The sequence below is a fragment of the Pseudomonas sp. JV241A genome (assembly GCF_900275665.1).
Lineage (GTDB): Bacteria > Pseudomonadota > Gammaproteobacteria > Pseudomonadales > Pseudomonadaceae > Aquipseudomonas > Aquipseudomonas wadenswilerensis.
The window spans coordinates 13,024-39,476 of record NZ_OPYO01000011.1 but is presented as its reverse complement, the minus strand read 5'-3'; the positions used below and the strand labels follow the sequence as shown (position 1 = coordinate 39,476).

The following is a 26,453-nucleotide window of genomic DNA, read 5'->3' as shown; positions in this document are numbered from 1 at the left end:
CTCAAGGATTCCAACGGCTAGTTGACATCGTTTACGGCGTGGACTACCAGGGTATCTAATCCTGTTTGCTCCCCACGCTTTCGCACCTCAGTGTCAGTATGAGCCCAGGTGGTCGCCTTCGCCACTGGTGTTCCTTCCTATATCTACGCATTTCACCGCTACACAGGAAATTCCACCACCCTCTGCCCTACTCTAGCTCGCCAGTTTTGGATGCAGTTCCCAGGTTGAGCCCGGGGATTTCACATCCAACTTAACGAACCACCTACGCGCGCTTTACGCCCAGTAATTCCGATTAACGCTTGCACCCTCTGTATTACCGCGGCTGCTGGCACAGAGTTAGCCGGTGCTTATTCTGTCGGTAACGTCAAAATACTCACGTATTAGGTAAGTACCCTTCCTCCCAACTTAAAGTGCTTTACAATCCGAAGACCTTCTTCACACACGCGGCATGGCTGGATCAGGCTTTCGCCCATTGTCCAATATTCCCCACTGCTGCCTCCCGTAGGAGTCTGGACCGTGTCTCAGTTCCAGTGTGACTGATCATCCTCTCAGACCAGTTACGGATCGTCGCCTTGGTGAGCCATTACCTCACCAACTAGCTAATCCGACCTAGGCTCATCTGATAGCGCAAGGCCCGAAGGTCCCCTGCTTTCCCCCGTAGGGCGTATGCGGTATTAGCGTTCCTTTCGAAACGTTGTCCCCCACTACCAGGCAGATTCCTAGGTATTACTCACCCGTCCGCCGCTGAATCGAAGAGCAAGCTCTTCTCATCCGCTCGACTTGCATGTGTTAGGCCTGCCGCCAGCGTTCAATCTGAGCCATGATCAAACTCTTCAGTTCAATACTGCTTGGGTTTTGAGAAAACCCTAAACTTGGCTCAGCAATCTCAAATGACTTACTTTCAAATCTTTCGATTTTTCGTGTAGCCACTTGTGATGCTGATAATCTTTTTGACTATCAGTCTGAGCTCACAAGCACCCACACGAATTGCTTGATTCAGTTGTTAAAGAGCGGTTGGTTAAGAGCTTTTCGTCTCAACCGAGGCGCGCATTCTACGCTTTCCCCAGAGTCTGTCAAGCGTTTATTTTGAAGTTTTTCAGATGCTTTCGATTAAAAAGCCTTTCAACTTCAACCACTTGACTCGCTGCGATCTCTCGTCAGCGGGAGGCGAATTCTACAGCGTTTCAAACCGCTGTCAACTGCCTTTTTCACCGCTGTCGATCTTTCGATCGAAGCCCTTCCGGATGACCCTGGAACCGCTAACTCTTTGAAACTCAAGGAGTTTTCAGTTCCGACTGCGCCGGAAGTGGGGCGAATTATAGAGAGATTAAATCGGGCGTCAAGGGTTAATTCAAAAAACATTGAACAAAGGCAAAATGAGCACCTTATATAGAATGAGCACCTTATATAGAGAGTACCGGCCTGCCCTGGGAGGCACTATGTTTGAACCTTACCTGCAACACTGGCAATTAACCGCCGACGGCGAGCCAATCATCACCCACAGCAGCCACTTGCTGCCCGTCCTTTATAAAGGCAAGGCAGCGATGCTCAAAATCGCCCACGAACCCGAAGAACAGTCCGGTGCCTTGTTGATGCAGTGGTGGGATGGCCAAGGCGCCGCCGCGGTGCTCGAGCACACCGATCACGCCGTCCTGCTTGAGCGGGCTCAGGGGACCGCCTCACTGGCCGATTATGCTCAACACGGTCGCGACGAAGAGGCCACGCGCATCCTCTGCACGGCGATTGCCCGCCTGCATGCACCACGGGACCAGCCGCTGCCGCCACTGGTCGAGCTCCAACCCTGGTTTTCCGGCCTGTGGCCCGCCGCCGAAGAAAATGGCGGGCTGTACCGACGTTGCGCCGACATTGCCAGCCAGTTGCTCGCCTCCCCCGGCGAACAGAGGGTGCTGCATGGAGATATCCACCACGGCAACGTTCTCGACTTCGGCAACAGAGGCTGGCTGGCCATCGACCCCAAGCACCTCTACGGCGACCGCGCCTTCGACTACGCCAACCTGTTCTGTAATCCGACCCACGCTCTGGCCACCGACCCACACTGTTTTCAGCGGCGCGTGCAGATTGTTTGCGAAACAGCCGACCTGCCTCGTCAGCACATGCTGCAGTGGATCGTCGCCTGGTGTGGTTTGTCGGCGGCCTGGTTTCTCGAGGATGACTTGCACGAAGACGCCCGCACGCCCCTGCAGGTCGCGCAACTGGCACTGAACCTGCTGGAGGCAGGCAACTAATCGAAGCAGCGTCGATCTGTAGATAAGGCACCCCATAGATGAGCCACCGCCATGAGTGAAGCGCAAAGCGGCAAAACCCCCGGCCTGTCTGCAGACGAAGAGCAGGAAGTCAGCCATAACCAGCCACCCCGCGCGGCGGTATTGCACGAGATCATTCGTTTCCAGGGTGACCAGGAGCTGGAGCGCACCATCGCCGCGCTGTTCTGGTCCGCACTTGCCGCCGGGCTGAGCATGGGCCTGTCGCTGATGGCCATGGGGCTGTTCTATTCGCGCCTGCCCGAAGACGACAGCAGCCAGGTGATCGCCAGCCTGGGTTACTCGGCCGGATTTCTTGCCGTGATCCTGGCCCGCCAGCAACTGTTTACCGAAAACACCCTGACCGCGGTACTGCCGGTGATGACCGAACCGAGCCTGCGCAACTTCGGTCGCTTGCTACGTTTATGGTCGGTGGTGCTGCTCGGCAATCTGGCCGGCACCATCCTGGTGTCCTATGTGATGCTCAACCTGCCGATCTTCGACAGCAAGACCGACGTCGCCTTCCTCGACGTCGGCCGCAAGGTGATGGAAAACGACCTGAACCAGATGTTTGCCAAGGGCATCATCTCGGGCTGGATGATCGCCACCATGGTCTGGATGATCCCGTCGATGGAAAGCGCCAAGGCGTGGATCATCCTGATGATCACCTACCTGATGGCCCTGGGTGATTTCACCCATATCGTCGTCGGCTCGGTGGAAGTGTCCTATCTGGTCTGGGCCGGCGAAGTCAGCTGGACGGCATTCTGGCTGGACTTCGCCGCGCCGACCCTGATCGGCAACATCATTGGCGGCAGCTTCATTTTCGCCCTGATCAGCCACGCCCAGGTACGTAGCGACAGCAGCAAGCCGCCCACTGCCCTACCCCGGCGTGACCGGCAAAAAGACCAGTCGGCAGGCAAGAAACCCTAGGGTTCTCGCGCCGCCAGCACCCGTTCGCCGCCCGGACGCAGCTCCCGTTGTGGCTTGGACTGCCACCAGGCCGGCCCACTATGCGGCTGCTCGATGCTGACCCGCTCGCCGATCTGCGGCGTACTCAACGGCACCTGAGCAGCGTTGGCCAGGGCCAGAATGCGGTCGAACGGTTCATGCCAACTGTGGGTGGAAAGGTCAAAAGTGCCGTTATGAATCGGCAGCAGCCAGCGCCCACGCAGGTCAAGGTGCGCCTGCAGACTCTGCTCGGGCTGCATATGTACATCGGGCCAGTTGAGGTTGTAGGCGCCGGTTTCGATCAGGGTCAGGTCGAAGGGGCCGTACTGCTTGCCGATCGCCTTGAAGCCATCGAAATAGCCGGTATCGCCACTGAAAAACACCTTCAGCTGGTCATCGATCATCACCCAGGACGCCCACAGGGTGCTGTTGCTGTCGAACAGGCCACGTCCGGAAAAATGCTGAGCCGGGGTCGCGATGAATCGTACGCCTTCGACACTGGTTTCCTGCCACCAATCCAGTTGCCGGACCTTGGTCGCCGGCACGCCCCAGGCGATCAGGATATCGCCCACGCCCAGGGGGGCGATGAAATGCTCGGTGCTGGTGGCCAGTTGGCGTATGGCCTGCTCGTCGAGATGATCGAAGTGATCGTGGGAAAGGATGACGGCGGTTAACGGCGGCAACTCGTCTAGTTTCAGTGGCGGCTGATGAAAGCGCCGGGGGCCGGCCCATTGCACCGGCGAGGCGCGCTCGGCGAACACCGGGTCGGTAATGTAGAAGCGCTCGCGCAGTTTCAGCAGTACCGTGGAGTGGCCCAACCGCCAAACACTGTGGTCCGGCGCCTCCAGCAGCTGCTGGCGACTCAGGGGCTGCACCGCAATACTGACACTGGGCCGAGTATCGGCGGGTTTTTTAAGCAACAGGTACTTAAGGCCAATGCGCAGTTTTTTCATCACCCCGTCCTGTGGCAACTGCGCCTGGTTGCGATAACGCCCATCCTGGCGTTGAGCCGGTTCACCGGCCTGGGAGGTCAGCGGGGCCATGAGCAGAAACACTCCAAGGATGAAGGTAAGTTTCATGGTACCCCACAGTGATTGGATCAACCGTGAAATGGCTTGTAAGGCCATTTTTCAACAGCCTGCGATTGTTCAACAATATTGACAGCAATTATGCGATAAACGGCGCCCCGGAACAGACCAGCATCCATGATGGAAAAGAAAAGCGGTAAGGGACTTTCATTTGTAAGGCGGATTTACCTGCCGCGTATCATCGGCCTGGGGATCGGCATGCTCAGCGTAATGGCCGGGATCTCCAGCCTGCCTGTGCCGTCCTGGGTCTGGGGCCTGCTGCTGTTCAACGGCCTGGCGTGGCCGCACCTGGCCTATCAGATCGCCCTGCGCGCCAACGTTCCGTACCACGCCGAGTACCGCAACCTGCAACTGGACTCGCTGATGGGCGGGTTCTGGACCGCCACTCTGCAATTCAACCCGCTGCCCAGCGTGACCATCCTGGCGATGATGGCCATGAACAACTTCGCTGCCGGTGGCCAGCGCCTGTTCTTCAAGGGCCTGTTGATCCAGGGCCTGGGCATGCTGCTGTCGATCGCCCTGTTCGGCCCTGGGCTGCAACTGCACGCCAGCACCCTGCAAGTCTATGCCTGCCTGCCGATGCTGACCCTCTACCCCATGGCCGTCGGCTGGGTCTGCTATCGCCTGGCGATGAAGCTGTCTGAACACAAGCGCCGACTCAGCGCCCTGAGCCGTACCGACAGCCTGACCGGCCTGCTCAATCACGGCTCGTGGAAAGACCTGCTGCAGCTCAAGTTTCAGATCTGCCAGCAGCAACGCCGCGAGGCGGTGATCGCAATCATCGACATCGATCACTTCAAGACCATCAACGACACTTACGGCCATGTGGTCGGCGATTGCGTCCTGCACCAGTTGAGCAATGAACTCAAGCGCACCCTGCGCGAGGACGACCTGGCCGGGCGTTACGGGGGTGACGAGTTCTGCGTGATCCTCCCGGACACCCGCCTGGAGCACGCGAGCCAGGCCATGGAACGCCTGCGCGAGCGGGTCGGCAGCTATCGCAACCCGCAATTGCCGGAGCTGCGCATCAGCCTGAGTATCGGCCTGGCCAGTTGCAACGAGGCCCTGCCCGGCCCGGAAGCCTGGCTCAATGAGGCCGACAAAGCCCTGTACTGCGCGAAGAAAGCAGGCCGTAACCAGGTCAATTTCGCCCATTCGGACCTCACCGCGCTGAAGCTGGCCTATCCTGACTGAACGTTCGTCCTTGCGGCCTGGCCGCAGGGATGCAGCTTCAACAAGGATCAGCCCGCGTATGGACAGGATTGCCGATGCTCCGCCAGCCAGCCAACGCCCCAGCCTGCAGACGCGCAAACTCATTGCCGCGATAGCGGCGCTGTTCGCCCTGGCCTGCCTGATCGCCCTGGGGGCATTGTTCAATATCGCCACCACGCTCAATGCCAACGAGCGGGAAAAAAGCAGCTTCTACGCCCATAAGGCCCTGGAGCAGCGCCTGGAGTCGTCGCGCCAGTTCCTCTCCAGCTATGCGGTATGGAACGCCGCCTACGATCACCTCAATGGCAGCCCCGACCTGCACTGGGCCTATGAAGAGAAGAACGTCGGCGATTCGCTCTACACCGCCAGCGGCTACGAAGGGGTGTTCGTTGTCGACGACCAGATCACCAAGTACGCGCTGTTCAAGGGCCAGCTGAGCAAAGCGCCGGCCGGTACTTATATAGAGAACCCGCTGCCCCCGATCATCGCCAAGGCGCGCAATGTTGCCGCCGAACGCCAGCAGATCACCGAGCACGTGCTGTTCAATGGCTGGCCCGCGGTGCTGGTGGCTGCGGCCATTCGCCCGGACGACGAAGTGCTGAGCATCAATCCGCAAACCACCTCGGTGATGCTCTTCGTTGATCAGCTGACCCCGGAAAAGCTCACCCGCCTGGGCACCGGCGTCGGCCTCAACGGCATGCACATCGAGAAAGCCAACGCCCCCCTGGGTGATCAACCCAGCCTGCTGTTGGGCGATACCGGCTACCGGCTCGACTGGATCACCCCGCGCCCTGGCGACCAGTTGCTCTGGGCGGTGTTGCCGCCGTTGCTTGGCGCCATGCTGGTGCTGGGTTTGCTGATGGTGTACTTCTTCCGCTATGCCCTGCGCACATCACGAGAAATCGACGCCAACCTGCGTAGCCTTCAGGCCAGCAATCAGGCGCTGGAGGCCAGCGAGCAACGGTTTCGTGCGGTGGCCGAAGCGGCGTCGGACTGGATCTGGGAAACCGACCGTCATCACCGCCTGAGCTACCTGTCCCAGCGTTTTGTCGCGGTTACCGGCTTTCAGAGCGAAGACTGGCTGGGCCAACCGCTCAACCAGCTGCTCAGTTGCGAGACCACGCCGCTGATCCAATGGCTGGATAACCAGGCCGACGCCGACTCGCCGCAAGTTGCCAACCTGCGCTGCGCCTATCGCGATCAGAGTGGCCAGGTACGGTTTTGCCGGGTTTCGGCGCGCTCGATCATGTTCGACGGCAAACTGGCCGGTTATCGCGGCACCGCCAGCGACATTACCGATGAAGTGGCTGCCCACGCACGCATACAGCACCTGTCGATGCACGATGCGCTGACGGGCCTGGCCAACCGCAACAAGCTCTCGCGCTTCCTCGATCACGCGTTGCTCAAGGGCCAGGAAGCCACGCCGCTGACCCTGTTGCTGCTCGACCTGGACAGCTTCAAGCCGATCAACGATTCCCTCGGCCACGCCGCTGGCGACGCCGTCCTGCTGGAAGTGGCCGCACGCTTGCGCGAATCGACCCGCGACGGCGACCTGGTGGCACGCTTGGGTGGCGACGAGTTCGTGCTGGTAATGAACGGCATGGACAGCCGCAACGAGATCGACCGCTTTTGCGGGCGCTTGATCGACAGCCTGCACCAGCCGATCTACTTCGAAGAGCAGGCCCTGCATATCGGCGCCAGCCTGGGTGTGGCGCAGACGCGCCTGCAGGGTTTCGATGCGGGTGAACTGATCCGCTGCGCCGATATCGCCCTGTACCAGGCCAAGGCCGAGGGCAAGAACACCTGGCGCTACTTCTCGCCGGAAATGAACGAGCAGATCCAGTACCGCCGCCAGCTGGAAAACGACTTGCGCAAGGCGCTGAAAAACAACGAGTTCGTTCTGCACTACCAGCCGCGCTACCGCCTGGAAACCCTTGAGATCGTTTCGGTCGAGGCGCTGGTGCGTTGGCAGCATCCGGTCGAGGGCCTGCTTGGTCCGGACACCTTCATTCCCCTGGCCGAGCAGACCGACCTGATCGCGCCCCTGGGCCGCTGGGTGCTACGCGAAGCCTGCGAAACCGCCCGCAACTGGCCAGCCAACCTGCTGGTGTCGGTGAACCTGTCGCCCGCGCAGTTCTCGCGCAGTGACGTGGTCAAGGATGTTCACGAGATCCTGGTGGAGACCGGCTTCCCGGCCCAGCGCCTGGAACTGGAGATCACCGAGAATGTGATGCTCAACGATATCGAAGGCGCGCTAGGGACCATGAACGCACTCAAGGAACTGGGCGTGCGCCTGAACATGGACGACTTCGGCACCGGCTACTCGTCGCTGGGCTACCTGCGCACCTACCCGTTCGACAGCATCAAGATCGACAAGCGCTTTATCGCCGGGCTCAGCAGCGATGGCAACGACCGTGCCGTGGTTCAGGCGATCATCAACCTGGGCAAGGCCATGGGCTTGACCGTGACCGCCGAAGGGGTGGAAACCGAGCAGCAACTCATGGCCCTTGGCAAGGAGAAGTGCCATGAGGTGCAGGGCTACTACCTGAGCAAGCCGATCGACAAACTGGCCTTCGAAGCGCTACTGCAATCAGGAAAGAACAGCCGCGCCGGTGTTTCCTAGGCCGCAGGCAAACCAAGCCGGGCCCGAACCAGCTTGAGCAGGTTCGGCCCGACCTCGTCGAAGCCCTTGTTCTGCGCGACGATTTGTACTCCCTCGAGCAGCAGCGTCAGCTCGAACGCTGCCTGCTCTGGCTCGACCATCCCCGCCTCCTCGCACAAGCGCACCAAGCGTGCCGCCTGACGACGCTTGTGCGCCTCGATCAGCTCGCGCGCCGGGCTGTCGCACACCGGCAGCTCTGCCAGGGTGTTGGTGTAGGCGCAACCACGGTGCGAAGACAGCACCGGCTCCTGGACCAGGAATTCGGCAAAGCCGAGGATCTGCCGCGCTGGCTGGCCGCTGAACTGCTCGGCCAAACGCGCCCAGACTTCATCGTACTCGGCCATCAACAGGCGCAGCCATTCCAGTACCAGAACGTCCTTGGACTCGAAATGCCGGTACACGGTCATCTTGGTGGTTTCAGCCTTCGCGGCAATGGCATCGACGGTGACGCGGCTGATGCCCTCATTGAAAAACAGCTCGTGGGCGGCATCCAGGACCCGCTCACGAGGGGGCAGACGGGCGATTCGTTGCGAACGCATGGGCAGACTCCGGTTGACGACGATACTGACAAGTATCACTCTATACTCATGAGTATCGCTCGATACCCATCGGTATTTTATCGTCAATTGTCACGGGAGTGCGCAATGAAGGTGAGTGAATATGTGCAATTCGACGTCATCGGCCTGGCCGACCTGATTGCTCAAGAGCAAGTCAGTGCCGACGAAGTGCAGGCGGCAGCGCGGCAGGCCATCGCCGACGTCGAGCCAAAGGTCAATGCGCTGGCCGAGCACTGGCATGACGAACCTCTACCCGCCCGCGCTGAAGGGCCGTTGAACGGCGTGCCGTTTCTGATCAAGGACCTGGCGATCAGCATGCAGGGCCGCGCCCACGAGTTCGGCAGCCGCCTGGCACAAGGTACCGGCAGTACGGCCGATTCGTTCCTGATGCAGCGTTTTCGCCGGGCCGGGCTGGTCACCCTGGGGCGCACCACCACGCCGGAACTGGCCGTCAGCACCACCACCGAATCGCGCCTGTGCGGCCCGACCCGCAACCCCTGGGACCTGAACCGCAGCGCCGGTGGTTCCAGCGGTGGTTCGGCAGCAGCAGTTGCCAGCGGTATGGTGCCCGTTGCCCATGCCACCGATGGTGGCGGTTCGATCCGGGTGCCTGCTGCGGCCTGCGGTTTGTTTGGCTTGAAGCCCAGCCGCGGGCTGATTTCCATGGGGCCGTTCCTGGACGAAGCCTGGAACGGCCTGGCGGTGCAGGGTGTGCTCAGCCGTTCGGTACGCGACAGCGCCCTGCTGCTCGATTGCATGACCGGGCCGGAACCTGGCGATCCGTTCCAGGTGGCACCGGCCAAAGGCAGTTACCTGAGTGCAGTGAAGCAAGTGCCTGGTCCCTTGAGAATTGCCGTGCAACTGCATCCGCTCAATGGTCAGCGCAGCAATCCGTTGATGGTTGAGACTTTGCAGGGGGTGGCCCAGACCCTGGAACATCTTGGTCACCAGTGCGAACTGGTGGACCTGGATATCGGCATGTCGTGGGACGCTTTCGTCGAGATGAATGCGCGTTTCTGGGCCAGCAATACAGCGGCCTGGCTTGATGCCCTGGGTGCCGAGACTTGCCGCCCGCTCAACGGTGACTGGCTGGAACCGGCCACACTGGCGCTGCATCGCTATGGTAAAGCGCTGTCGGCTATCGACCTGCTGGCGGCGATAGATCAGCGCAACCTGGTCAGTCGGCAACTGGGCAGGTTTTTCCAGCGTTTTGATCTGTTGCTGAGTCCGACCCTGAGCGAGTTGCCGCCAGTAGTCGGTGCCTACAACGCCGGGCAGGAGCAGCTCGATGGGTTGGGCTGGATGCACCGGGTGTTCAACCACTCTCCTTTCACTGCCCTGGCCAACATCAGCGGCACGCCGTCGATGTCGCTGCCGTTGTCTCAGGATGCGGCCAGCGGTTTACCGATCGGCATGCAGTTCACGGCGGGTGCAGCAGGTGAGCGCCTGCTGCTGAGCCTGGCCGGGCAGCTGGAACAGGCGTTGCCCTGGCGCGGGCGAACCCCGCCGGTCTGGGCGGCGCAAGACTGAGACGCATCGCGGGGCAAGCCCGCTCCTGCAGTGGGAGCGGGCTTGCCCCGCGATCAGGCCCGCAAGCGCCGCTGCGCGGCGATTTCCGGCAGGTCCTTGCGGCGCAGATACACCCGCAGCGGCTCTGTCACATTGAGCCGCTCATCGACATTCTGCGCCAAAAGGATCTCGATCAAGGCACGGCTCAAGGTCATGACCTCACCATCGGCGCCCTGCCAGACGAATTCGCTGCTGGGGGTAATGCTGTCGTCAGCCACGTCCATGCCGAACGAGTCTTCGCTGAATCGCACGATGTGCTTGCCAAGCTTGCGGTGAAAACCGACAAAGCCCTTGAGCTGGTCGGCAGCGGCGCAGATGTCCTGGGATGTGATGTGCATGTCAAACCTCGCTTGAACAGGGGATTGGCACGCTGGCGAAAGGGGTTGCGCTCTGACGGGCAACTCGGGGCCAAGGTTAATGGAAATTCATCGCATCCGGTAAAGGATTTTTTTACCCAGGCGCCAGTTGCTCGCTAGACTTATCCTTCTCAACGCCTCCCAGCCGTCAGCGAACGTGGATGATTCATGAGCACCCCCGTCACTTCCGATATCGCCACGATCAGCCGTATCAACGCAGTACCTGCCATCCTGCAAGTTATCTGCGAGACCACCGGCATGCGTTTTGCGGCAGTCGCCCGGGTCACCGACAGCAGCTGGACGGCCTGCGCGGTTCTCGACTCGCTGGGTTTTGGCCTGGAGGTCGGCGGCGAGCTGGACCTGATCACCACCCTGTGCCACGAGATCCGCGCCAGCCACCAGACCATCGTGATCGACAAGGCCAGCGAAGACGAGCTGTACTGCAACCATCACACACCGCGCATCTACAAGTTCGAAAGCTATATCTCGGTGCCGGTGTTTCGCACCGACGGCAGTTTCTTCGGCACTATCTGCGCCCTCGACCCTTTGCCTGCCGAGCTCAAGGGCAGCGCCATCCAGCCAATGATGGAGTCCTTCGCCCGCGTGCTGTCGATCCAGATCGAAAGCGAAGAGAATGCCCAGCAGACCGAGCAGGCCCTGGAGGAAGCACGCGCCATCGCCGACCTGCGCGAACAGTTCATCGCCGTGCTCGGCCATGACCTGCGCAATCCACTGTTCGCCATTACCGCAGGCGCGGAGTTGCTGGCTCAGCGCCTGCAGGATGAAAAAAGCCGCGCCATCGCCCAGCACATCCTCACCTGCGGACGACGCGCCAACCAGTTGGTACGCGATGTCCTCGATTTTGCCCGCGGCCGTCTGGGCAATGGCATCATGATCAACGTCCAGCCCTGCCCGGACCTGGCCGAAGCCCTCTGCCACGTGGCCTCGGAGCTGAAACGGGTGCACCCCGAACGGCTGATCCGCCTGAACATCGGCGACCTCAGCGGCCTGCACTGCGACCGCGAGCGGGTTACCCAGTTGCTGTCCAACCTGATCGCCAATGCCCTGACCCATGGCGCTGCCGACAGCCCGGTGGATGTCATGGCGGATATCCGCGAGCAGGTGTTCATCCTCGGCGTGCACAACCTGGGCGAGCCCATTGCGCCACAGGTCATGGCGCAATTGTTCCAGCCCTTTTCGCGACCACGTGACGATGCACCGCAGCCCGGCCTCGGCCTGGGCCTGTACATTGCCAACCAGATCGCCCTGGCCCACGGCGGGTGTATGGAAGTGGTGTCGAGCGCCGAGGCCGGAACGCTGTTTACCTTCCGCCTGCCACTGGATCGAGTTGTGCCTGAAGCAACTGCGCCAGCCAGTCCATAAAGGCCCTGACACGTTGCGGCACGTGCAGTTGCCCGGCGTAGAGCAATGACACCGGCATCGGCGGTGCGCTGTACGCCTCCAGCACGGACACCAGTTCACCGCGCTCCAGGTATTCGCGCAACCCGGCAGCCGGCGCCTGGATAATCCCGAGCCCCGCCAGGCAAGCGCTCTCATAGGCTTCGGTACTGTTGACCGTGATCACCCCGGCCATCGTCCGATACCGCGTGGCGCCGTCCTGTTCATACTCGAAGCCCGGGCTGCGGGCGCCCAGTTGCCTCACATAGTGAATCAACTGATGATCGGGCAAGTCCGCAAGGCTGGTCGGCGTACCAAAGCGGGCCAGGTAGGCGGGACTGGCGCAGTTGACCATGCGCAGGCTACCCAGGGGCCGGGCGACCAGGTTCAGGTCACTCAACACGCCGATACGCAGCACGCAATCAAAGCCTTCACGCAGCAGGTCGACCTGACGATCGGTGCAACTGATCTCCAGTGTCAGGCCCGGGTGGCGATCCACGAACTGCGGCAGGTTCGGCAGAATGATGCGCCGCGCCATCAAGGTCGGCAGATCGATTCGCAAGCGGCCACTCAGGGCTGCGGCATCGGTGCGGAACAGCCCTTCGAGCTCATCCATGCGCGCCAGCAGGTCTTTGCTACGCTCGTACAGTTGCAGGCCTTCCTGAGTGGCCTGCACCCGCCGCGTGGTGCGGTTGAACAGACGCGCACCGAGCAGCATTTCCAGCGCCCGGACCTGTTCGGAAACACTCGAACGCGGCAACCCCAGGCTTTCTGCGGCGAGGGTGAAACTCGACAACTCGCTGACCCGCACGAAGGTGCGCAGCAATTCCAGCTTGTTCATGGGCGAACGCTCTATTGTTCGAATTACTCGAGCAGTATTTCCGAATTTGCTGGATTTATCAGCAGAATTCAGACCAATAAACTCCTCTCAACTTCAGCCACCGGCTCAACCACGAGGACCACACCATGACCCGCAAACTCGCTTTGATCACCGGTGCCAGCCGCGGCCTGGGCAAGAACACCGCCCTGCACCTCGCGGCCCAGGGCATCGATATCATCGGGACCTACAACAGCAAGGCCGATGAAGCCCAGGCACTGGTCAATACCCTCGAGGCCAGCGGTGTGCGTGCGGCCATGCTGCAACTGGACGTGAGCAATAGCGCCAGTTTCGAGGACTTTGCCCAGCAGTTAAGCGAAACCCTGCAGCACGTATTCGGCCGCCAGCAACTGGACTTTCTGGTAAACAACGCGGGTATCGGCATCAACGCGCCGTTCAGCGAAACCAGCGAAGCGCAGTTCGAACAGTTGTTCAACATCCAGCTCAAGGGCCCGTTCTTCCTGACCCAGCGCCTGCTGCCGCTGATTGCCGACCAAGGCCGAATCGTCAACATCTCCACCGGCCTGACCCGCTTCGCCCTGCCCGGCTATGCCGCCTACGCGGCAATGAAAGGCGCCATGGAAGTGCTGACCCGGTATCAGGCCAAGGAGCTCGGTGCCCGCGGCATTCGTGTCAATGTCCTGGCCCCGGGGGCGATCGAGACCGACTTCGGCGGCGGCGTTGTGCGCGATAACACTGAGGTCAACGATTTTATCGCCGGCAACACCGCCCTGGGTCGGGTGGGCCTGCCAGACGATATCGGCGCCGCGGTTGCCCTGTTGCTGGGCGATGGCGGCGGCTGGATCACCGGTCAGCGCCTGGAGGTGTCAGGCGGGATGTTCCTTTAAGCGCTCAGCGCTGCACTTCATCCTCGCGCACCTGCACGCTGGCGGTCATGCCGGCGCTCAGGTTGACCCCTTCAGGCACCTGGTCGAGCTTGATCCGTACCGGAATGCGCTGGGCCAGGCGCACCCAGTTGAACGTCGGTTCAACTTCGGCGAGCAACTGGCTGTCGGGGTTGGCGTTGCGGTCGGTGATACCGCGGCTGATGCTTTCGACATGCCCCTGCATCGGTTCACCCGCACTCATCAGCCAGACCTTGACCGGGTCGCCAACGCGGATGCGCGGCAACTTGGTCTCTTCGAAATAGGCTTGAACGTAAAAGGTCGAATCATCCACCAGGGCCATCACTGACTGCCCGGCATTGACGTAGTTGCCTTCGGCCAGGCGCAGGTTGGTGATGTGCCCGTTGCGCGGCGCCTTGACCTGGCTGCGCGCCAGGTTGATGGCCGCGACCTTGACCTCGGCGAGCGCTTCGCGCAGCTCGCCACGGGCAACGGCGGCGTTGATCTGGGCATTTTCGCGCAACTCGGCGCTGATCGCCTGGGGCCCCAGGGCGGCACGACGCGAGGCTTCGTGTTCACGCAGGCGCAGTTGCTGCTGGCGGGTTTCGGCCACGGCATTGGCCTTGTCCAGGGCCGCTTCGAAGCGGTCGCGATCGATCGCCATGAGCAACTCGCCGGCCTTGACCTGCTGGTTGTCGTGCACCTTCAACTCACGCACCCAGCCGGACACGTCCGGAGCAATGATCACCACGTCGGCGCGAATCTTCGCATCACGGGTCCAGGGCGTGAGCATGTAGTACTGCCAGAGTTTCCATCCGGCAAAAATGGCCACCACCACCAGGCACAGGGTTACTGCGATACGTACAGCAGCACGCATGGTCACACTCCTTATAACGGCCCCAGCACATGGGTCACCAGGGTCAAAATACACACGAAAAGCGCGCAGTCGAACAACGCCTCATGCCAGACCCAGCGCCCCAATGGCGTGTAGCGCAACAACAGGCGCACCACGCCGGTCAGCAGCAAGGCCAGCAGCACATAAATCAGAAACGGGCTGAGCAACACACCGCCCAGCGCCCACTCACGCAAGCCCATGGATTTCCTCCTGTCGACGGCACCACTTGCCCCAGCTCTTCTGCAATTGCAGCACGGCGCCAACGGCCAGGCGCAGCGGGTCACTGCTCGGCACTCGCTGCAGGGCCTCGATGAACTGCTCGCTGGCAGCGTCCAGGCGCTGGCCACGACCCGGAGCCGGGCCACTGACCAATACCGCTTCAAGTTGTTGCAAGTACTGGCGCTCGGCCGCGGCCACCGGCGCCTGGGCGACCGCCAGGCACATGCGCAGGTGCAGCAGTTCGTCACCGATATCCAGGCCGTGCAGGCCATCATCCCAGCGCCCACGCTCCTGCTCGGGCAACGCACTGTAATGGCGGGCCAGTTGCAGCAGCCGATCGGCCATGCGCCCGCCAAACCAGGTGTCGGCGCCACGCAACTCACGGCGGGTCAGACGCACCAGGTCGCTCTGGGTGGCAGCGCGCAGGCGCTTGCCATGCCAGGCCGGGTTGCGCAGCACCAGCAGCTTGAATGCCAGCACCGCGGCGCCGACGCCCATCAGCATGGCCTGAGCGCTGTTGAAGAAGGTGGCGACATCGAAACTCATGACATTCAGCGGCGCCACCAGCACGATGAAGTGCAGGCAGTAGGAGGTCGCAGTGGCGCCAATCTTCGGATTGGCCATGCCCAGGGCACCAAAGAACAGCGGCACGCCCATGGCCAGGCAGAGCATGGCAAAACTGCTGAGCTCCGGCAGCAGGATCTGCCCGACCACGAACGCCACCGGAATCGCCAGAAGAATCCCGCGCAGGAAGCTCATGCCGATCTGCGCGCCGTTCTCGCGGCTGGCGAACAGGCTGCACACTACACAGGTCAACACCAGGCCACCGGGGGCAGCCTGCCAGGCGGTGGCCAGCCAGAAGCTGGCCATGGCCAGAAATGCCAGGGCGCTACGCGAGCCGAACAACAGGGCCAGCGACACATCGCGGTGAGCGGCCAGGCTGTCGGGCACATCGGCGGCCGGCTTGCCCTCCTCTACCCCGCTCAGGGCCAGGGTCGCGGCCATGGCGTTGTCCAGCAGCAGGGTCAGGCGCGCCAGGCAGTAGTGTTCGGCGGAGCTGATGCGCTCATCGTGGGCAGCATCCCAAACGCGCTGGCGCAACAGCAACAGGCTGGCCTGATCAGGATTGGCCAACAGCGCCTGGACCTCTTCGAGCCAGGGCGCCATGTGCTGCGCCTGCTGCTCATCCAGTTGCCGCCATTGCCGGCGCACCGAACGGGAAATACGCAACAGCACCAGCAGCTTCTGGCTCAGCCCGCGAATCGCCCGGGCGCGCTGGCGGCCGAGGCTGCCTTCGAACCAGGCATGCTCGCGCTGGGAATCAACGGCGACAATGCGCCCGAGTATCTCCAGCAGGCCCTTGCGTCCCTGTGCTTCACCACTCAAGGCGGCACTGGCGGCGTGTAGACCGCTTTGCCAGGCCTGCCGCGCCTGCCCGCTCAGTTGTTGCTCGACGCGCATAGGCCAGAGCAAGGCGCTGGTGGCAGTAGCGCAGACAATCCCCAGGCAGATCTCGGTACAGCGCGCCACCGCCTGGTCGAACACTAGCAGCGGATGGTTGATGGCCGGCAGGGCAATGATCGCCACCGTGTAACCGGCCAGCACGAACGAGTAGGCCCAGGCGCTGCGCAGCAAGGTCGAGCAGGCGGTACACAGCGCCAGCCACAGGGCCAGGGCCAGCAAAAACAGCCACGGGGTCTGGGCGAAGGCGCCGATGAACAGCACCGACATGACGGTTCCGACCAGCGTGCCGAGCAGCCGCGCCAGGCCCTTCTGCACCACCATGCCCGACAGCGGCTGGGCGACGATGAATGCCGTCATCAGGGCCCAGGCCGGCTGCTCAAGGCCCCAGCGCAGCGCCAGCCACAGGGCCAGGCCGCCGCCAAGCAGGGTCTTGAGGGCAAATTGCACAGCGGATTTGTTTGGCGCCAGCAGGGCCTGCAACGTGATGGGCACGGGACGCACCTTGAACGACGGTGTGGTAAAGATAGTCAGAATGAGGCAAGAAGTTCAGGGTTTAATTATTAGCTAGCTAACTATTAATAGTCCAGAGGTGCTGAAAGGTTTTTTCACCAGACAAAAAAATGGGCGACCGAAGTCGCCCTAAATGCCTTGCGTGCTCGTGACTGAAAAGGATCAGCGCTCTTTGCGCTTGTTCGAGTCTTTCCAGATGAAAATTCCGAATCCGACGAAGAACAGCAGCATCAGACCGACTGTAATCACTCCAGCGATAACCACATTATCGAAGAACATGTCGGCCTCCATTCGCCTGAACCTGTCCGATGGGCTTAAGGTAACGAATGGGGCGGGGGAGGAAATTGACCGAGGTCAATAGCGCCCGGAACCGGGCGCGCAAGGCGGGTGCAGGCTTGACCTGCATCAAGTTTTCAACGCTTCTTGGGTTTGCCCTTGGGCTTCTTCTTCGCCTTGCCCAGCGGCATGGCCTGCTCGAACGCCTGGCGAACTTCGTTCAGGCGCTTTTCATTGAGGTCGTGGACCCGGCGTGCACGTTCGGCACCGAGGTCGATCAGGTTGTCGTCTTGGCTCATGGTGGGCTCGGGAAGCTGACTGCAGTGCTGCAATGATGAAGGCTGCAGCCGGCGCTGACCAGTAGCGCTTGTATCCTCAGACTTCGATGTCCACCAGCAGCCCCTGGCGCGGCTGCTCACCCATCAACGGCGCCACCGGCACGGTGTTGTCCGCGTTGACCTCATCGCCGGGCAGCGCTTGATACAGTTCTTCGTCCTGGCTCGACTGGCGCCGACGCTGGTGACGCCGCTGCTCTTCGCGCAAGAGAATGGCCGCCTGCTCCGGGTCACGCTGCTTGAGGTCGATGGCACTGTCACTGGAGGTCGGCTGGGCCGGGACCACGGGCTTGATGTCCGGCGTCGGCTTCACCGGGTCCAGTTGTTGTGTCACGGGTGCAGCGCTGAGCGGGATGAGGGGCGGCAGCATGGGGTGATCTCCTGTCGCCAGTGTGTCGGCTGATGGCCTAGGGCCTTTAGCCAGGGCCGGTAAAATGTGCGGGGCGCTTCACAATTGCCGGCTACTGATCGTCTTCCTCGTCCGTCGGCGCGGGCTGGGCTTCGCTCCACGGACGTTTGAGCACCTTGTTCCACACTTCGTTCAGATGATCGCGCAGGGCTTGCGGCGCGTCCTTGAGCGACGGGCTGTCTTCGCGCTCACCGCCATAGGGCTCATCCCCCTCGATCGCGATCAGCGACTGGCCATTGATAGCATAGCTGGCCTGGCCTTCACGCAGCTCGACATGCAGTTCATGGGGGTCGATGCCGCCACCACAAAAGGCGTGGCTGGCCACCGTCAGTTCAGCCACGCCGTTGTTGTTCAGGTCGCTGACGCCGCTGACATCGGTATAGAAGCCGACATCCAGGTCGAGCCCGGCACAGGTGGTCTCGTTCTCGATCTTCCAGCGCGCCTTGAAGCTGTCATCGCCCTGGCGCTCATAGAGTGTTGCACTGAGCACCACGCGGTCGATGTCCTGATCGGTTTCCTCGTCGCTGACCTGATCGTCATTGCGGCTCAGCACGAGCAGGCCTTCGCCCTCGTGGTCGCGGTAATGCACGCTCTGCACCGGCGATTGCACGCCCAGGGCCTCAAGCTGCGCAGTGGGAATCGGCGCAAGTATTTCGAAACCTTTCTTGTCGCAGGCACCCAGCAGTAGCAGTCCCGCCACGGCCAGTGTTCGGATGAACCAGGGGTTGGAGATCGGCATGGCTGTATCAGGCCCTCACTGGCGACAGCGGTTTTCGTCGATGAAGTTGCTAGACTCTTTGGTCTGCACAGAGCTATCCGTTAAGATAGTCGGCTTTTCATGGCGGGAGTCAGGCAGTATGGCGCAGCAGTATCAACCGGGGCAACGCTGGATCAGCGACAGCGAAGCCGAGCTGGGTCTGGGGACCGTTCTGGCACAGGACGGCCGCTTGTTGACCGTGCTCTACCCGGCCACTGGCGACACCCGCCAGTACTCCCTGCGCAATGCGCCCCTGACCCGGGTGCGCTTCTCGCCTGGCGACCAGATCACCCATTTCGAAGGGTGGAAGCTGACCGTGCGCGAGGTCGAGGATGTCGACGGCCTGCTGGTCTATCACGGCCTCGACGCCCAGAACCAGGCGCGCACCCTGCCGGAAACCCAGCTGTCGAACTTCATCCAGTTCCGCCTGGCCAGCGACCGCCTGTTTGCCGGGCAGATCGACCCGCTGCCGTGGTTCTCGCTGCGCTACAACACTCTGGAGCACACCAGCCGTCAGCTGCAGTCGTCGCTCTGGGGCCTGGGCGGCACCCGCGCACAACCGATTGCCCACCAGCTGCACATCGCCCGGGAAGTGGCCGACCGTATCGCTCCGCGGGTACTGCTGGCCGACGAAGTGGGCCTGGGCAAGACCATCGAAGCAGGCCTGGTCATCCATCGCCAGTTGCTGTCGGGCCGCGCCAGCCGCGTGCTGATCCTGGTCCCGGAGAACCTGCAGCACCAGTGGCTGGTGGAAATGCGCCGGCGCTTCAACCTTGAGGTCGCCCTGTTCGATGTCGAGCGCTTTATCGAAAGCGACGCCGGCAACCCCTTCGAGGATGCCCAGCTGGCGCTGGTCGCCCTGGAATGGCTGACAGAAGACGAGAAGGCCCAGGACGCGTTGTTTGCCGCCGGCTGGGACTTGCTGGTGGTCGACGAGGCGCACCACCTGGTCTGGCATGAAGAGCAGGTCAGCCCCGAATACGCCCTGGTCGAGCAACTGGCCGAGGTCATCCCCGGCGTGCTGCTGCTGACCGCCACCCCGGAGCAACTGGGCCAGGACAGCCACTTCGCCCGCCTGCGCCTGCTCGACCCGAACCGTTTCCACGACCTGGCCGCCTTCCGCGCCGAGAGCGAACACTATCGCCCGGTAGCCGAAGCGGTACAGGAACTGCTCGACGAAGGCCGCCTGTCGCCCAAGGCCCACGCTACCATCGAAGGATTCCTCGGTGCCGAAGGCGAAGCTTTGCTGGCCGCGGTCAACGATGGCGACACCCAGGCCAGCGCCCGCTTGATCCGCGAGCTGCTTGACCGCCACGGTACCGGCCGCGTGCTGTTTCGCAACACCCGCGCCGCCGTCCTGGGCTTCCCTGAGCGTAACCTGCACCCCTATCCGCTGCCCAACCCCGACCAGTACATGGAGCTGCCGCTGGGCGAGCACGCCGAGCTGTACCCGGAAGTGGCCTTCCAGTCCCAGGGCGAAGGCAGCGAAGAAGAGCGCTGGTGGCGTTTCGACCCACGGGTCGACTGGCTGATCGACACCCTGAAGATGCTCAAGCGGGTCAAGGTCCTGGTGATCTGCGCCCACGCCGAAACCGCCATGGACCTGGAAGACGCCCTGCGCGTGCGCTCCGGCATTCCGGCCACGGTGTTCCATGAAGGCATGAGCATCCTTGAGCGTGACCGCGCCGCCGCCTACTTCGCCGACGAAGAGTTTGGCGCCCAGGTGCTGATCTGCTCGGAAATCGGCAGTGAAGGCCGCAACTTCCAGTTTGCCCATCACCTGGTGCTGTTCGACCTGCCCGCCCACCCGGACCTGCTCGAGCAGCGTATCGGGCGTCTGGACCGGATCGGCCAGAAGCACACCATCGAACTGCACGTGCCGCACCTGCAGAACAGCCCGCAAGAGCGTCTGTTCCAGTGGTACAACCAGGCCCTGAACGCCTTCCTCGCCACCTGCCCGACCGGCAACGCCTTGCAGCACCAGTTCGGCCCGCGCCTGCTGCCGCTGCTCGAAAGCGGTGACGACGATGAGTGGCAAGCGCTGGTGGACGAGGCCCGTGCCGAGCGCGAGCGCCTGGAAGCCGAGCTGCACAGCGGCCGCGACCGCCTGCTGGAACTCAACTCCGGTGGCGCCGGTGAAGGCCAGGAGCTGGTCGAGGCGATTCTTGAGCAGGACGACCAGTTTGCCCTGCCGATCTACATGGAAACCCTGTTCGACGCTTTTGGCATCGACAGCGAAGACCATTCGGAAAACGCCCTGATCCTCAAGCCGAGCGAAAAAATGCTCGACGCCAGCTTCCCGCTGGGCGACGACGAAGGCGTGACCATTACCTACGACCGCAACCAGGCGCTGTCGCGTGAAGACATGCAGTTCATCACCTGGGAGCACCCGATGGTCCAGGGCGGCATGGACCTGGTGCTGTCCGGCTCGATGGGCAACACCTCGGTGGCGCTGATCAAGAACAAGGCGCTCAAGCCCGGTACCGTGCTGCTGGAACTGCTGTACGTCAGCGAAGTGGTTGCCCCGCGCGCCCTGCAACTGGGCCGTTACCTGCCGCCAGCCGCCTTGCGCTGCCTGCTCGACACCAACGGCAACGACCTGGCTTCGCGGGTTTCCTTCGAAACCCTCAACGACCAGCTCGAAAGCGTGCCCAAGGCCAGCGCCAACAAGTTCATCCAGGCCCAGCGCGACGTGCTGGCGCCGCGGATCAACGGTGGCGAAGCCAAGATCATGCCGCGCCATGCCGAGCGTGTCGCCGAAGCCCAGCGCCGCCTGGCCGCCGAAACCGACGAAGAGCTGGCGCGCCTGACTGCGCTGCAGGCGGTCAACCCGACCGTTCGCGACAGTGAAATCGACGCCCTGCGCAAGCAGCGTGAACAAGGCCTGGCGATGCTGGAGAAAGCGGCGCTGCGCCTGGAAGCGATCCGGGTGTTGGTCGCCGGATAAACCGCGTCGTATTCAATCGCGGGGCAAGCCCGCTCCCACAGAGATATTGGTGATTCTGTGGGAGCGGGCTTGACCCGCGATGCTTTTTCAAGCCACCACAGGCTTGGCGGCCAGCATTTCGCTGTCAGCCACCATCCCCTCCCTCATCCTCTGCGCATCGCGGCTAAAGCACCGAGAGGCGAACAACAGGAACACCAGCGTCAGCGACAACGCCACCGGTATCAGGTACATCGCCCCATGCAGGCCTTCAGCCTTGAACGCCTCGCTCATCTGCACCTGCCCCGCGGCCTGCATCGCCGCCACGGCAAAATGGTCCGACAGCGCCCCCACTACCACCGGCCCCAAGCCGCCGCCCAGCAGATAAAGCCCGGCAAAGAACAGCGCCATCGCCGTCGCCCGCAACCGCGGCTGCACCACATCCTGAATTGCGGTGTAGACGCAGGTATAGAAATTGTAGGCAAACAACCAGCCGACACCGAACACGGCCACGAACACGCCAATCTCGATGCGCCCCGCGTGTAATGCCCAGGCGGTGGCCAGCGACGCAATCAGCATGCTCAGGGCACCGAACAACAAACGTCCGTTGGCAAAGCGCTGGTGCACCTTGTCGGCAATCCAGCCGCCGAGGGTCAAGCCCACCAGGCCGGTCAGGCCGACGATCACCCCGGTGGCTACCGCCGCCTGCTGTAGCGAGAGCAGGAAGTAACGTTGCAGCATCGGCACCATGAACGAGTTGCACGCGTAGGTAGCAAAGTTGAAGGTCAGGCCGGCCAGCACCAGCCAGCAAAAGGTCGGTACGCTCAGGACCCGGCGCAACGGCCGGTCCAGCGGCGCCTGGGAAATCGCCACCGACTCTGCCGCCCCGCGCGCCGGCTCGCGGATCATGAACATGAACACCGCCAGCAACAGCCCCGGCACCGCAGCGATAAAGAATGGCGCCCGCCAGCTGTCAAAGGCTTGCACCATCGCACCAATAGTGAAGAACGCCAGCAACAACCCCAACGGCAGCCCGAGCATGAAGATGCCCATGGCCCGCGCCCGCCGTTCAGCAGGGAACAGGTCGCCGATCAGCGAGTTGGCGGCTGGCGCATAACTGGCTTCACCGATGCCCACGCCCATGCGCACCAGCAAAAAGCTCCAGAAACTGCCGACCATGCCGTTGACCGCAGTCAGCCCGCTCCAGGCCATCAGCCCCCAGCCCATCAATTTGCTGCGTGAACCGTTGTCGGCCAAGCGCCCCAACGGCAGCCCGGCAATCGCATAAACCAGAGTGAAGGCCGTGCCGAGCAAACCGATCTGAAAGTCGCTCAGGTGCCATTCCAGGCGGATCGGCTCGATGATGATGGCGGGAATGGTGCGGTCGAAGAAGTTGAACAGGTTGGCCAGAAACAACAGAAACAGGATTCGCCAGGCGTTCGCCGCTTGAGTGGAGCTCTGCATCGATCAGTCCCTCGTTGTTATTGTTCGGGGCTTTCCAGCACACCGAACTGAATCTAGAGGGCCATCTGCGATCTGTCTGCCACCATTGACCGCACTGATACTGGGTAATTGTAACCATTTGCAGTTTTAGAACCCGGCGCTATTGGCTCAATGACCAAATCGTAGGAGTCAATGTGCCATTAATCAGGATGGGCTAATGCTGAGTTCCTATACTCCTGCAGAACGGTCTCCGAGCGGGCGATTGGGGGACGAGTGCACACTCGACGACGAGGAATGCTATGGAGTGGCTGGGGCTAGAAATGCTCGCCGAACTTCCGGCAACCGGACAGATCCTGATTGATTGCAGGCATAACCCCTACCTGGTGCTGCTTGCATTCCTGATTGCCTGTGCTGGCAGCTTCGCCACCCTCGACATGGCCGAACGCCTGAGCCACGTCGAATTGCCCGCAGCCCAGCGGCAGTGGCGCCTGCTCGGTGCCTGCTGTCTGGCTGGCGGCATCTGGGCCATGCACTTCATCAGCATGCTGGCCTTGCAGACACCGCTGGAAGTTCACTACGACGTAGCCCTGACCGGGGTGTCGCTGCTGATCATGCTGCTGGCCGGCTGGATGGCCATGAATACCCTCGGCCGCCAGGAACTGCGGCCACGCCACTACCTGCAAGCGGCGGTTTGCTTCGGCCTGGGCATCGTCGCCATGCACTACACCGGCATGGCTGCCATGCGCTCGACCGCCCAGCAGTTCTATCGCCCCGACCTGTTCGCCGCCTCCGTCGCCGCCGCAATCGCTACCAGCCTGGCAGCGCTGCTGTTCGCCCGCTTCTTTCGCAACGGCAGCGGCACCCTTTATCAACTGATGAAGTACGGCGCCAGCCTGCTGATGGCCGCTGGCATTGTCGGCACCCACCTGCTGGGGATGGCGGCACTGACCCTGGTGATTCCCCCAGACACCCCGTTGGTGCTGCCGGTCAGCGACAACAGCCTGCAACTGAGCCTGACCATCGCCTTTATCACCCTGCTGATCAGCGCCAGCAGCATCAGCGCCGCGCTTTCGGACAAGAAGCTGCAAAGCAAGGAGCACGACCTGCGCCGGGTCAACGTGTTGCTCAGCCAACTGGACCAGGCCCGGGTCTCCCTGCAGCAGGCCGCCCACTACGACGCCCTGACCAACCTGGTCAACCGTCGCGGCTTCAACCAGGTGTTCGCTGAGCGCCTGGCCGAACAAACAGCCAATGACGGCATGCTGGCAGTGATGTTCCTCGATATCGACCACTTCAAGCGTATCAACGACAGCCTCGGTCATGACGCTGGCGACGAGCTGCTCAAGGTGATTGCCACGCATATCAAGACCGCCACCCGCAGCCAGGATGTGGTCGCCCGTTTTGGCGGCGACGAGTTCTGCATCCTCACCGCCCTGCACAGCCGCGACGAGGCCCGGCACCTGGCCCAGCGCATCATGCAGAAGATGAAAGAGCCGATCGACCTGGCCGGGCGGCGCATGGTCATGACCACCAGCATCGGTATCAGCGTGTTTCCCGACGATGGCCGCAGCTGTGAAGAGCTGCTGAAAAACGCCGACCTGGCCCTGTACCAATCCAAGGGCTGCGGGCGCAATAACCTGAATTTCTTCAACAGCAACCTGAAAACCCGCGCCACCCTCGAGCTGCAACTGGAGGAGGAGCTGCGTATCGCCCTTCTGGAAGAGCGGGGCCTGCGCATCCACTACCAACCGATTTTCGATTTGCATAGCGGCCAGGTCGCCAAGCTCGAAGCACTGGTGCGCTGGCAGCACCCGCAGCATGGCCTGCTCAGCCCCGACCGTTTTATCGGCATTGCCGAAGCCAATGGCCTGATCGCCGAACTCGACCTCTGGGTACTGCGCCATGCCTGCGAAGACCTGGCCCAACTTAACCGGCACGGTTATGACGGGCTCAAGGTGACGGTCAACTGCTCGGCCTTGACCCTGGCCCGCGAGGAACTGGCCCGGGAGGTTGAAGATGCCCTGCGCCAGGCCGGTATCCCGGCGCACCAACTGGAACTGGAAGTCACTGAAAACGCGCTGATGGGCAACATCCACACCACCATCACCCTGCTCAAGGGCATCCGTGCCCTGGGCGTGTCGCTGTCGATCGATGACTTCGGCACCGGCTACTCGTCACTGGCCTACCTCAAGCGCCTGCCGCTGGACACCCTGAAGATCGATCGTTCGTTCATTCAGGATGTACCGCGTTGCCGACAGGACATGGAAATCGTCCAGGCAATCATCGTCATGGCTCACACCCTGCACCTGCAGGTGATCACCGAAGGCGTCGAAACCATCGAGCAGTACCAGTTCCTCGCCCAGCAAGGCTGCGATTTCCTCCAGGGTTATCTGCTCAGCCGGCCAGTACCGCTGGGTGAACTGCGGCCGATCCTTGGCGAGCTCAACCAGCGCCATGAACAGGCGCTGAGCAGCTTCAATCCTTACGCCGGTACAGATCAATCAAGGTCGCCGGATCTTTTTGCAGATAGCCCTGACTACCATGCAAGCGCATCAGTTGGGCGGCCAGGCCACTGATCGGCGTCGACGAACCCTGTTCGCGGGAAAATTTCACCGCGGTGTCCAGGTCCTTGAGCAAGGTGCGCACGTGCCACTTCACCGGCTCGAAACGGCTTTCGGCCATTTGCGGGGCAAGGATCTGCAGCGGCTTTGAATCGGCGAAACCACCCGCCAACGCCTCGGCGATCAGGCTGGCGTCCACGCCCGACTGCTCGGCCAGCGCCACCACTTCGGCAATTACCAGCGCATTGCAGGCGACGATCATCTGGTTACAGGCCTTGGTCACCTGCCCTGCCCCGACCGGTCCCATGTGGGTCACGCGCTGGCCGAGGGTCAAAAGCGCCGGGCGTACGCGATCAAGGTCCGCCACCGCACCACCGACCATGATCGCCAAGGTACCGGCTTCGGCGCCCGGAGTGCCGCCGGATACCGGGGTATCGAGCCAGCCCATGCCGGTCTTCGCTGCCAACTCGCTGGCCATCTCGCGGGTGGCTGTCGGTTCAAGGCTGGAGAAATCCACCAGCAACTGACCGGCCTTGCCCGCGGTAACGATGCCCTGTTCGCCAAACACTACCTCGCGCACCACGGCCGTGTCGGCCAGGCACAGCATCAACACATCGGCGTGCTGGCACAGCTCGGCCGGGGTCGCCACCTGGCGGGCACCGGCCTTGACCAGTTCGGCGCATTTGTCCGGCGAGCGGTTCCACACCGTCAGCGGATAACCCGCCGCCAACAGCCTACGACACATCGGCAAGCCCATCAACCCGATACCGGCAAACCCCAACGAAGGACGTGCAGTGCTCATGTAAAGCTCCAGACAGATTAAAGAAGTTGACTGATCGGACGATTCAGTTTGCAGGCGTGGCAAGGAAAACACCTACATAGGCATAG

Annotated in this window: 22 protein-coding genes and 1 rRNA gene; 9 read left to right on the top strand and 14 right to left on the bottom strand. The window is 62.1% G+C overall.

Annotated features, from left to right (window positions below):
* Nucleotides 1-840, bottom strand: a 16S ribosomal RNA gene (locus JV241A_RS06020); the annotation flags it as partial.
* Nucleotides 841-1,439: 599 nt separating this feature from the next.
* Between JV241A_RS06020 and JV241A_RS06010 the strand changes: the two genes are divergently transcribed.
* Nucleotides 1,440-2,246: an aminoglycoside phosphotransferase family protein gene (locus JV241A_RS06010; protein ID WP_115085688.1), complete on the top strand. Its 807-nt coding sequence runs from the start codon at nt 1,440-1,442 to the stop codon at nt 2,244-2,246.
* A 51-nt stretch (nt 2,247-2,297) separates the two neighbouring features.
* Nucleotides 2,298-3,191 (top strand): formate/nitrite transporter family protein, encoded by an 894-nt coding sequence (locus tag JV241A_RS06005; RefSeq protein WP_115085687.1) that lies wholly within the window; start codon nt 2,298-2,300, stop codon nt 3,189-3,191.
* Here the strand turns inward: JV241A_RS06005 and JV241A_RS06000 are convergent.
* Complete coding sequence (locus JV241A_RS06000) at nt 3,188-4,288, bottom strand: MBL fold metallo-hydrolase (protein WP_134061563.1); 1,101 nt, start codon at nt 4,286-4,288, stop codon at nt 3,188-3,190. The two genes, JV241A_RS06005 and JV241A_RS06000, sit on opposite strands and share 4 nt — an antisense overlap.
* Before the next feature lie 129 nt (nt 4,289-4,417).
* Between JV241A_RS06000 and JV241A_RS05995 the strand changes: the two genes are divergently transcribed.
* Both JV241A_RS05995 and JV241A_RS05990 read left to right on the top strand, forming a co-directional pair.
* Entirely contained in the window at nt 4,418-5,491 is a 1,074-nt protein-coding gene (locus JV241A_RS05995; RefSeq protein ID WP_115085703.1) for a diguanylate cyclase, read from the top strand.
* A 58-nt stretch (nt 5,492-5,549) separates the two neighbouring features.
* Nucleotides 5,550-8,132, top strand: coding sequence for an EAL domain-containing protein (locus JV241A_RS05990; protein WP_134061562.1), 2,583 nt, complete (start codon nt 5,550-5,552; stop codon nt 8,130-8,132).
* Here the strand turns inward: JV241A_RS05990 and JV241A_RS05985 are convergent.
* Nucleotides 8,129-8,710 carry a TetR/AcrR family transcriptional regulator gene (locus JV241A_RS05985; RefSeq protein WP_115085685.1) on the bottom strand — a complete coding sequence of 194 codons (582 nt, stop codon included), beginning with the start codon at nt 8,708-8,710 and terminating at the stop codon, nt 8,129-8,131. The two genes, JV241A_RS05990 and JV241A_RS05985, sit on opposite strands and share 4 nt — an antisense overlap.
* Before the next feature lie 105 nt (nt 8,711-8,815).
* Here JV241A_RS05985 and JV241A_RS05980 point away from each other — a divergent pair, with 105 nt between their 5' ends.
* On the top strand, nt 8,816-10,258 hold the full coding sequence (locus tag JV241A_RS05980; RefSeq protein WP_134061561.1) for an amidase: 1,443 nt from the start codon (nt 8,816-8,818) through the stop codon (nt 10,256-10,258).
* A gap of 53 nt (nt 10,259-10,311) precedes the next feature.
* Here JV241A_RS05980 and JV241A_RS05975 read toward each other — a convergent pair whose 3' ends face one another.
* A complete protein-coding gene (locus JV241A_RS05975) occupies nt 10,312-10,635 on the bottom strand; it encodes a DUF2025 family protein (protein WP_115085683.1) in 324 nt (107 codons plus the stop codon).
* Between the two features lie 186 nt (nt 10,636-10,821).
* Between JV241A_RS05975 and JV241A_RS05970 the strand changes: the two genes are divergently transcribed.
* The gene (locus JV241A_RS05970; RefSeq protein WP_134061560.1) at nt 10,822-12,036 is read left to right on the top strand and encodes an ATP-binding protein; all 1,215 of its coding nucleotides are present in this window, start codon (nt 10,822-10,824) and stop codon (nt 12,034-12,036) included.
* Here JV241A_RS05970 and JV241A_RS05965 read toward each other — a convergent pair.
* A complete protein-coding gene (locus JV241A_RS05965; RefSeq protein WP_115085681.1) occupies nt 11,975-12,892 on the bottom strand; it encodes a LysR family transcriptional regulator in 918 nt (305 codons plus the stop codon). The genes JV241A_RS05970 and JV241A_RS05965 overlap by 62 nt on opposite strands.
* Nucleotides 12,893-13,017: 125 nt before the next feature.
* Between JV241A_RS05965 and JV241A_RS05960 the strand changes: the two genes are divergently transcribed.
* On the top strand, nt 13,018-13,776 hold the full coding sequence (locus JV241A_RS05960; protein WP_134061559.1) for an SDR family oxidoreductase: 759 nt from the start codon (nt 13,018-13,020) through the stop codon (nt 13,774-13,776).
* A gap of 4 nt (nt 13,777-13,780) precedes the next feature.
* On the opposite strand, the gene JV241A_RS05955 is transcribed toward JV241A_RS05960, so the two are convergent.
* The 7 genes from JV241A_RS05955 to JV241A_RS05935 form a co-directional block, all read right to left on the bottom strand.
* Nucleotides 13,781-14,650, bottom strand: coding sequence for an HlyD family secretion protein (locus JV241A_RS05955; protein WP_115085679.1), 870 nt, complete (start codon nt 14,648-14,650; stop codon nt 13,781-13,783).
* An 11-nt stretch (nt 14,651-14,661) separates the two neighbouring features.
* Nucleotides 14,662-14,868: a DUF1656 domain-containing protein gene (locus JV241A_RS05950; protein ID WP_130265906.1), complete on the bottom strand. Its 207-nt coding sequence runs from the start codon at nt 14,866-14,868 to the stop codon at nt 14,662-14,664.
* The gene (locus tag JV241A_RS05945) at nt 14,855-16,843 is read right to left on the bottom strand and encodes an FUSC family protein (protein ID WP_134061558.1); all 1,989 of its coding nucleotides are present in this window, start codon (nt 16,841-16,843) and stop codon (nt 14,855-14,857) included. Before JV241A_RS05945 ends, JV241A_RS05950 begins: the two co-directional genes overlap by 14 nt.
* 180 nt (nt 16,844-17,023) lie before the next feature.
* On the bottom strand, nt 17,024-17,140 hold the full coding sequence (gene ccoM / locus JV241A_RS27855; protein WP_276330486.1) for a cytochrome c oxidase subunit CcoM: 117 nt from the start codon (nt 17,138-17,140) through the stop codon (nt 17,024-17,026).
* Nucleotides 17,141-17,274: 134 nt separating this feature from the next.
* Complete coding sequence (locus JV241A_RS27410; RefSeq protein ID WP_010221101.1) at nt 17,275-17,436, bottom strand: hypothetical protein; 162 nt, start codon at nt 17,434-17,436, stop codon at nt 17,275-17,277.
* 76 nt (nt 17,437-17,512) lie between these two features.
* A complete protein-coding gene (locus tag JV241A_RS05940) occupies nt 17,513-17,842 on the bottom strand; it encodes an aspartate-semialdehyde dehydrogenase (protein WP_115085676.1) in 330 nt (109 codons plus the stop codon).
* A 91-nt stretch (nt 17,843-17,933) separates the two neighbouring features.
* Nucleotides 17,934-18,620 carry a hypothetical protein gene (locus tag JV241A_RS05935; protein WP_134061557.1) on the bottom strand — a complete coding sequence of 229 codons (687 nt, stop codon included), beginning with the start codon at nt 18,618-18,620 and terminating at the stop codon, nt 17,934-17,936.
* A 118-nt stretch (nt 18,621-18,738) separates the two neighbouring features.
* On the opposite strand from JV241A_RS05935, the gene rapA reads away from it, so the two are divergent.
* The gene (rapA, locus tag JV241A_RS05930; protein WP_115085674.1) at nt 18,739-21,585 is read left to right on the top strand and encodes an RNA polymerase-associated protein RapA; all 2,847 of its coding nucleotides are present in this window, start codon (nt 18,739-18,741) and stop codon (nt 21,583-21,585) included.
* A gap of 87 nt (nt 21,586-21,672) precedes the next feature.
* Here the strand turns inward: rapA and JV241A_RS05925 are convergent, their stop codons facing one another.
* The gene (locus tag JV241A_RS05925; protein WP_134061556.1) at nt 21,673-23,025 is read right to left on the bottom strand and encodes an MFS transporter; all 1,353 of its coding nucleotides are present in this window, start codon (nt 23,023-23,025) and stop codon (nt 21,673-21,675) included.
* Nucleotides 23,026-23,303: 278 nt separating this feature from the next.
* Between JV241A_RS05925 and JV241A_RS05920 the strand changes: the two genes are divergently transcribed.
* Nucleotides 23,304-25,580, top strand: a complete 2,277-nt coding sequence (locus JV241A_RS05920; protein ID WP_134061555.1) for an EAL domain-containing protein — start codon at nt 23,304-23,306, stop codon at nt 25,578-25,580.
* On the opposite strand, the gene JV241A_RS05915 is transcribed toward JV241A_RS05920, so the two are convergent.
* Nucleotides 25,480-26,367, bottom strand: coding sequence for an NAD(P)-dependent oxidoreductase (locus JV241A_RS05915; protein ID WP_115085671.1), 888 nt, complete (start codon nt 26,365-26,367; stop codon nt 25,480-25,482). The genes JV241A_RS05920 and JV241A_RS05915 overlap by 101 nt on opposite strands.
* Between the last annotated feature and the right edge of the window lie 86 nt (nt 26,368-26,453).

Excerpts from the sequence above, each read along its gene's own strand:
- JV241A_RS05970 (WP_134061560.1), top strand. The coding sequence starts at position 10,822 with ATGAGCACCCCCGTCACTTCCGATATCGCCACGATCAGCCGTATCAAC.
- JV241A_RS05995 (WP_115085703.1), top strand. The coding sequence starts at position 4,418 with ATGGAAAAGAAAAGCGGTAAGGGACTTTCATTTGTAAGGCGGATTTAC.
- JV241A_RS05925 (WP_134061556.1), bottom strand. The coding sequence starts at position 23,025 with ATGCAGAGCTCCACTCAAGCGGCGAACGCCTGGCGAATCCTGTTTCTG.
- JV241A_RS05980 (WP_134061561.1), top strand. The coding sequence starts at position 8,816 with ATGAAGGTGAGTGAATATGTGCAATTCGACGTCATCGGCCTGGCCGAC.
- JV241A_RS05955 (WP_115085679.1), bottom strand. The coding sequence starts at position 14,650 with ATGCGTGCTGCTGTACGTATCGCAGTAACCCTGTGCCTGGTGGTGGTG.
- JV241A_RS05960 (WP_134061559.1), top strand. The coding sequence starts at position 13,018 with ATGACCCGCAAACTCGCTTTGATCACCGGTGCCAGCCGCGGCCTGGGC.
- rapA (WP_115085674.1), top strand. The coding sequence starts at position 18,739 with ATGGCGCAGCAGTATCAACCGGGGCAACGCTGGATCAGCGACAGCGAA.
- JV241A_RS05940 (WP_115085676.1), bottom strand. The coding sequence starts at position 17,842 with ATGCTGCCGCCCCTCATCCCGCTCAGCGCTGCACCCGTGACACAACAA.
- JV241A_RS05985 (WP_115085685.1), bottom strand. The coding sequence starts at position 8,710 with ATGCGTTCGCAACGAATCGCCCGTCTGCCCCCTCGTGAGCGGGTCCTG.
- JV241A_RS05935 (WP_134061557.1), bottom strand. The coding sequence starts at position 18,620 with ATGCCGATCTCCAACCCCTGGTTCATCCGAACACTGGCCGTGGCGGGA.
- JV241A_RS05915 (WP_115085671.1), bottom strand. The coding sequence starts at position 26,367 with ATGAGCACTGCACGTCCTTCGTTGGGGTTTGCCGGTATCGGGTTGATG.
- JV241A_RS05975 (WP_115085683.1), bottom strand. The coding sequence starts at position 10,635 with ATGCACATCACATCCCAGGACATCTGCGCCGCTGCCGACCAGCTCAAG.
- ccoM (WP_276330486.1), bottom strand. The coding sequence starts at position 17,140 with ATGTTCTTCGATAATGTGGTTATCGCTGGAGTGATTACAGTCGGTCTG.
- JV241A_RS05920 (WP_134061555.1), top strand. The coding sequence starts at position 23,304 with ATGGAGTGGCTGGGGCTAGAAATGCTCGCCGAACTTCCGGCAACCGGA.
- JV241A_RS06010 (WP_115085688.1), top strand. The coding sequence starts at position 1,440 with ATGTTTGAACCTTACCTGCAACACTGGCAATTAACCGCCGACGGCGAG.
- JV241A_RS06000 (WP_134061563.1), bottom strand. The coding sequence starts at position 4,288 with ATGAAACTTACCTTCATCCTTGGAGTGTTTCTGCTCATGGCCCCGCTG.
- JV241A_RS05965 (WP_115085681.1), bottom strand. The coding sequence starts at position 12,892 with ATGAACAAGCTGGAATTGCTGCGCACCTTCGTGCGGGTCAGCGAGTTG.
- JV241A_RS05950 (WP_130265906.1), bottom strand. The coding sequence starts at position 14,868 with ATGGGCTTGCGTGAGTGGGCGCTGGGCGGTGTGTTGCTCAGCCCGTTT.
- JV241A_RS05990 (WP_134061562.1), top strand. The coding sequence starts at position 5,550 with ATGGACAGGATTGCCGATGCTCCGCCAGCCAGCCAACGCCCCAGCCTG.
- JV241A_RS27410 (WP_010221101.1), bottom strand. The coding sequence starts at position 17,436 with ATGAGCCAAGACGACAACCTGATCGACCTCGGTGCCGAACGTGCACGC.
- JV241A_RS06005 (WP_115085687.1), top strand. The coding sequence starts at position 2,298 with ATGAGTGAAGCGCAAAGCGGCAAAACCCCCGGCCTGTCTGCAGACGAA.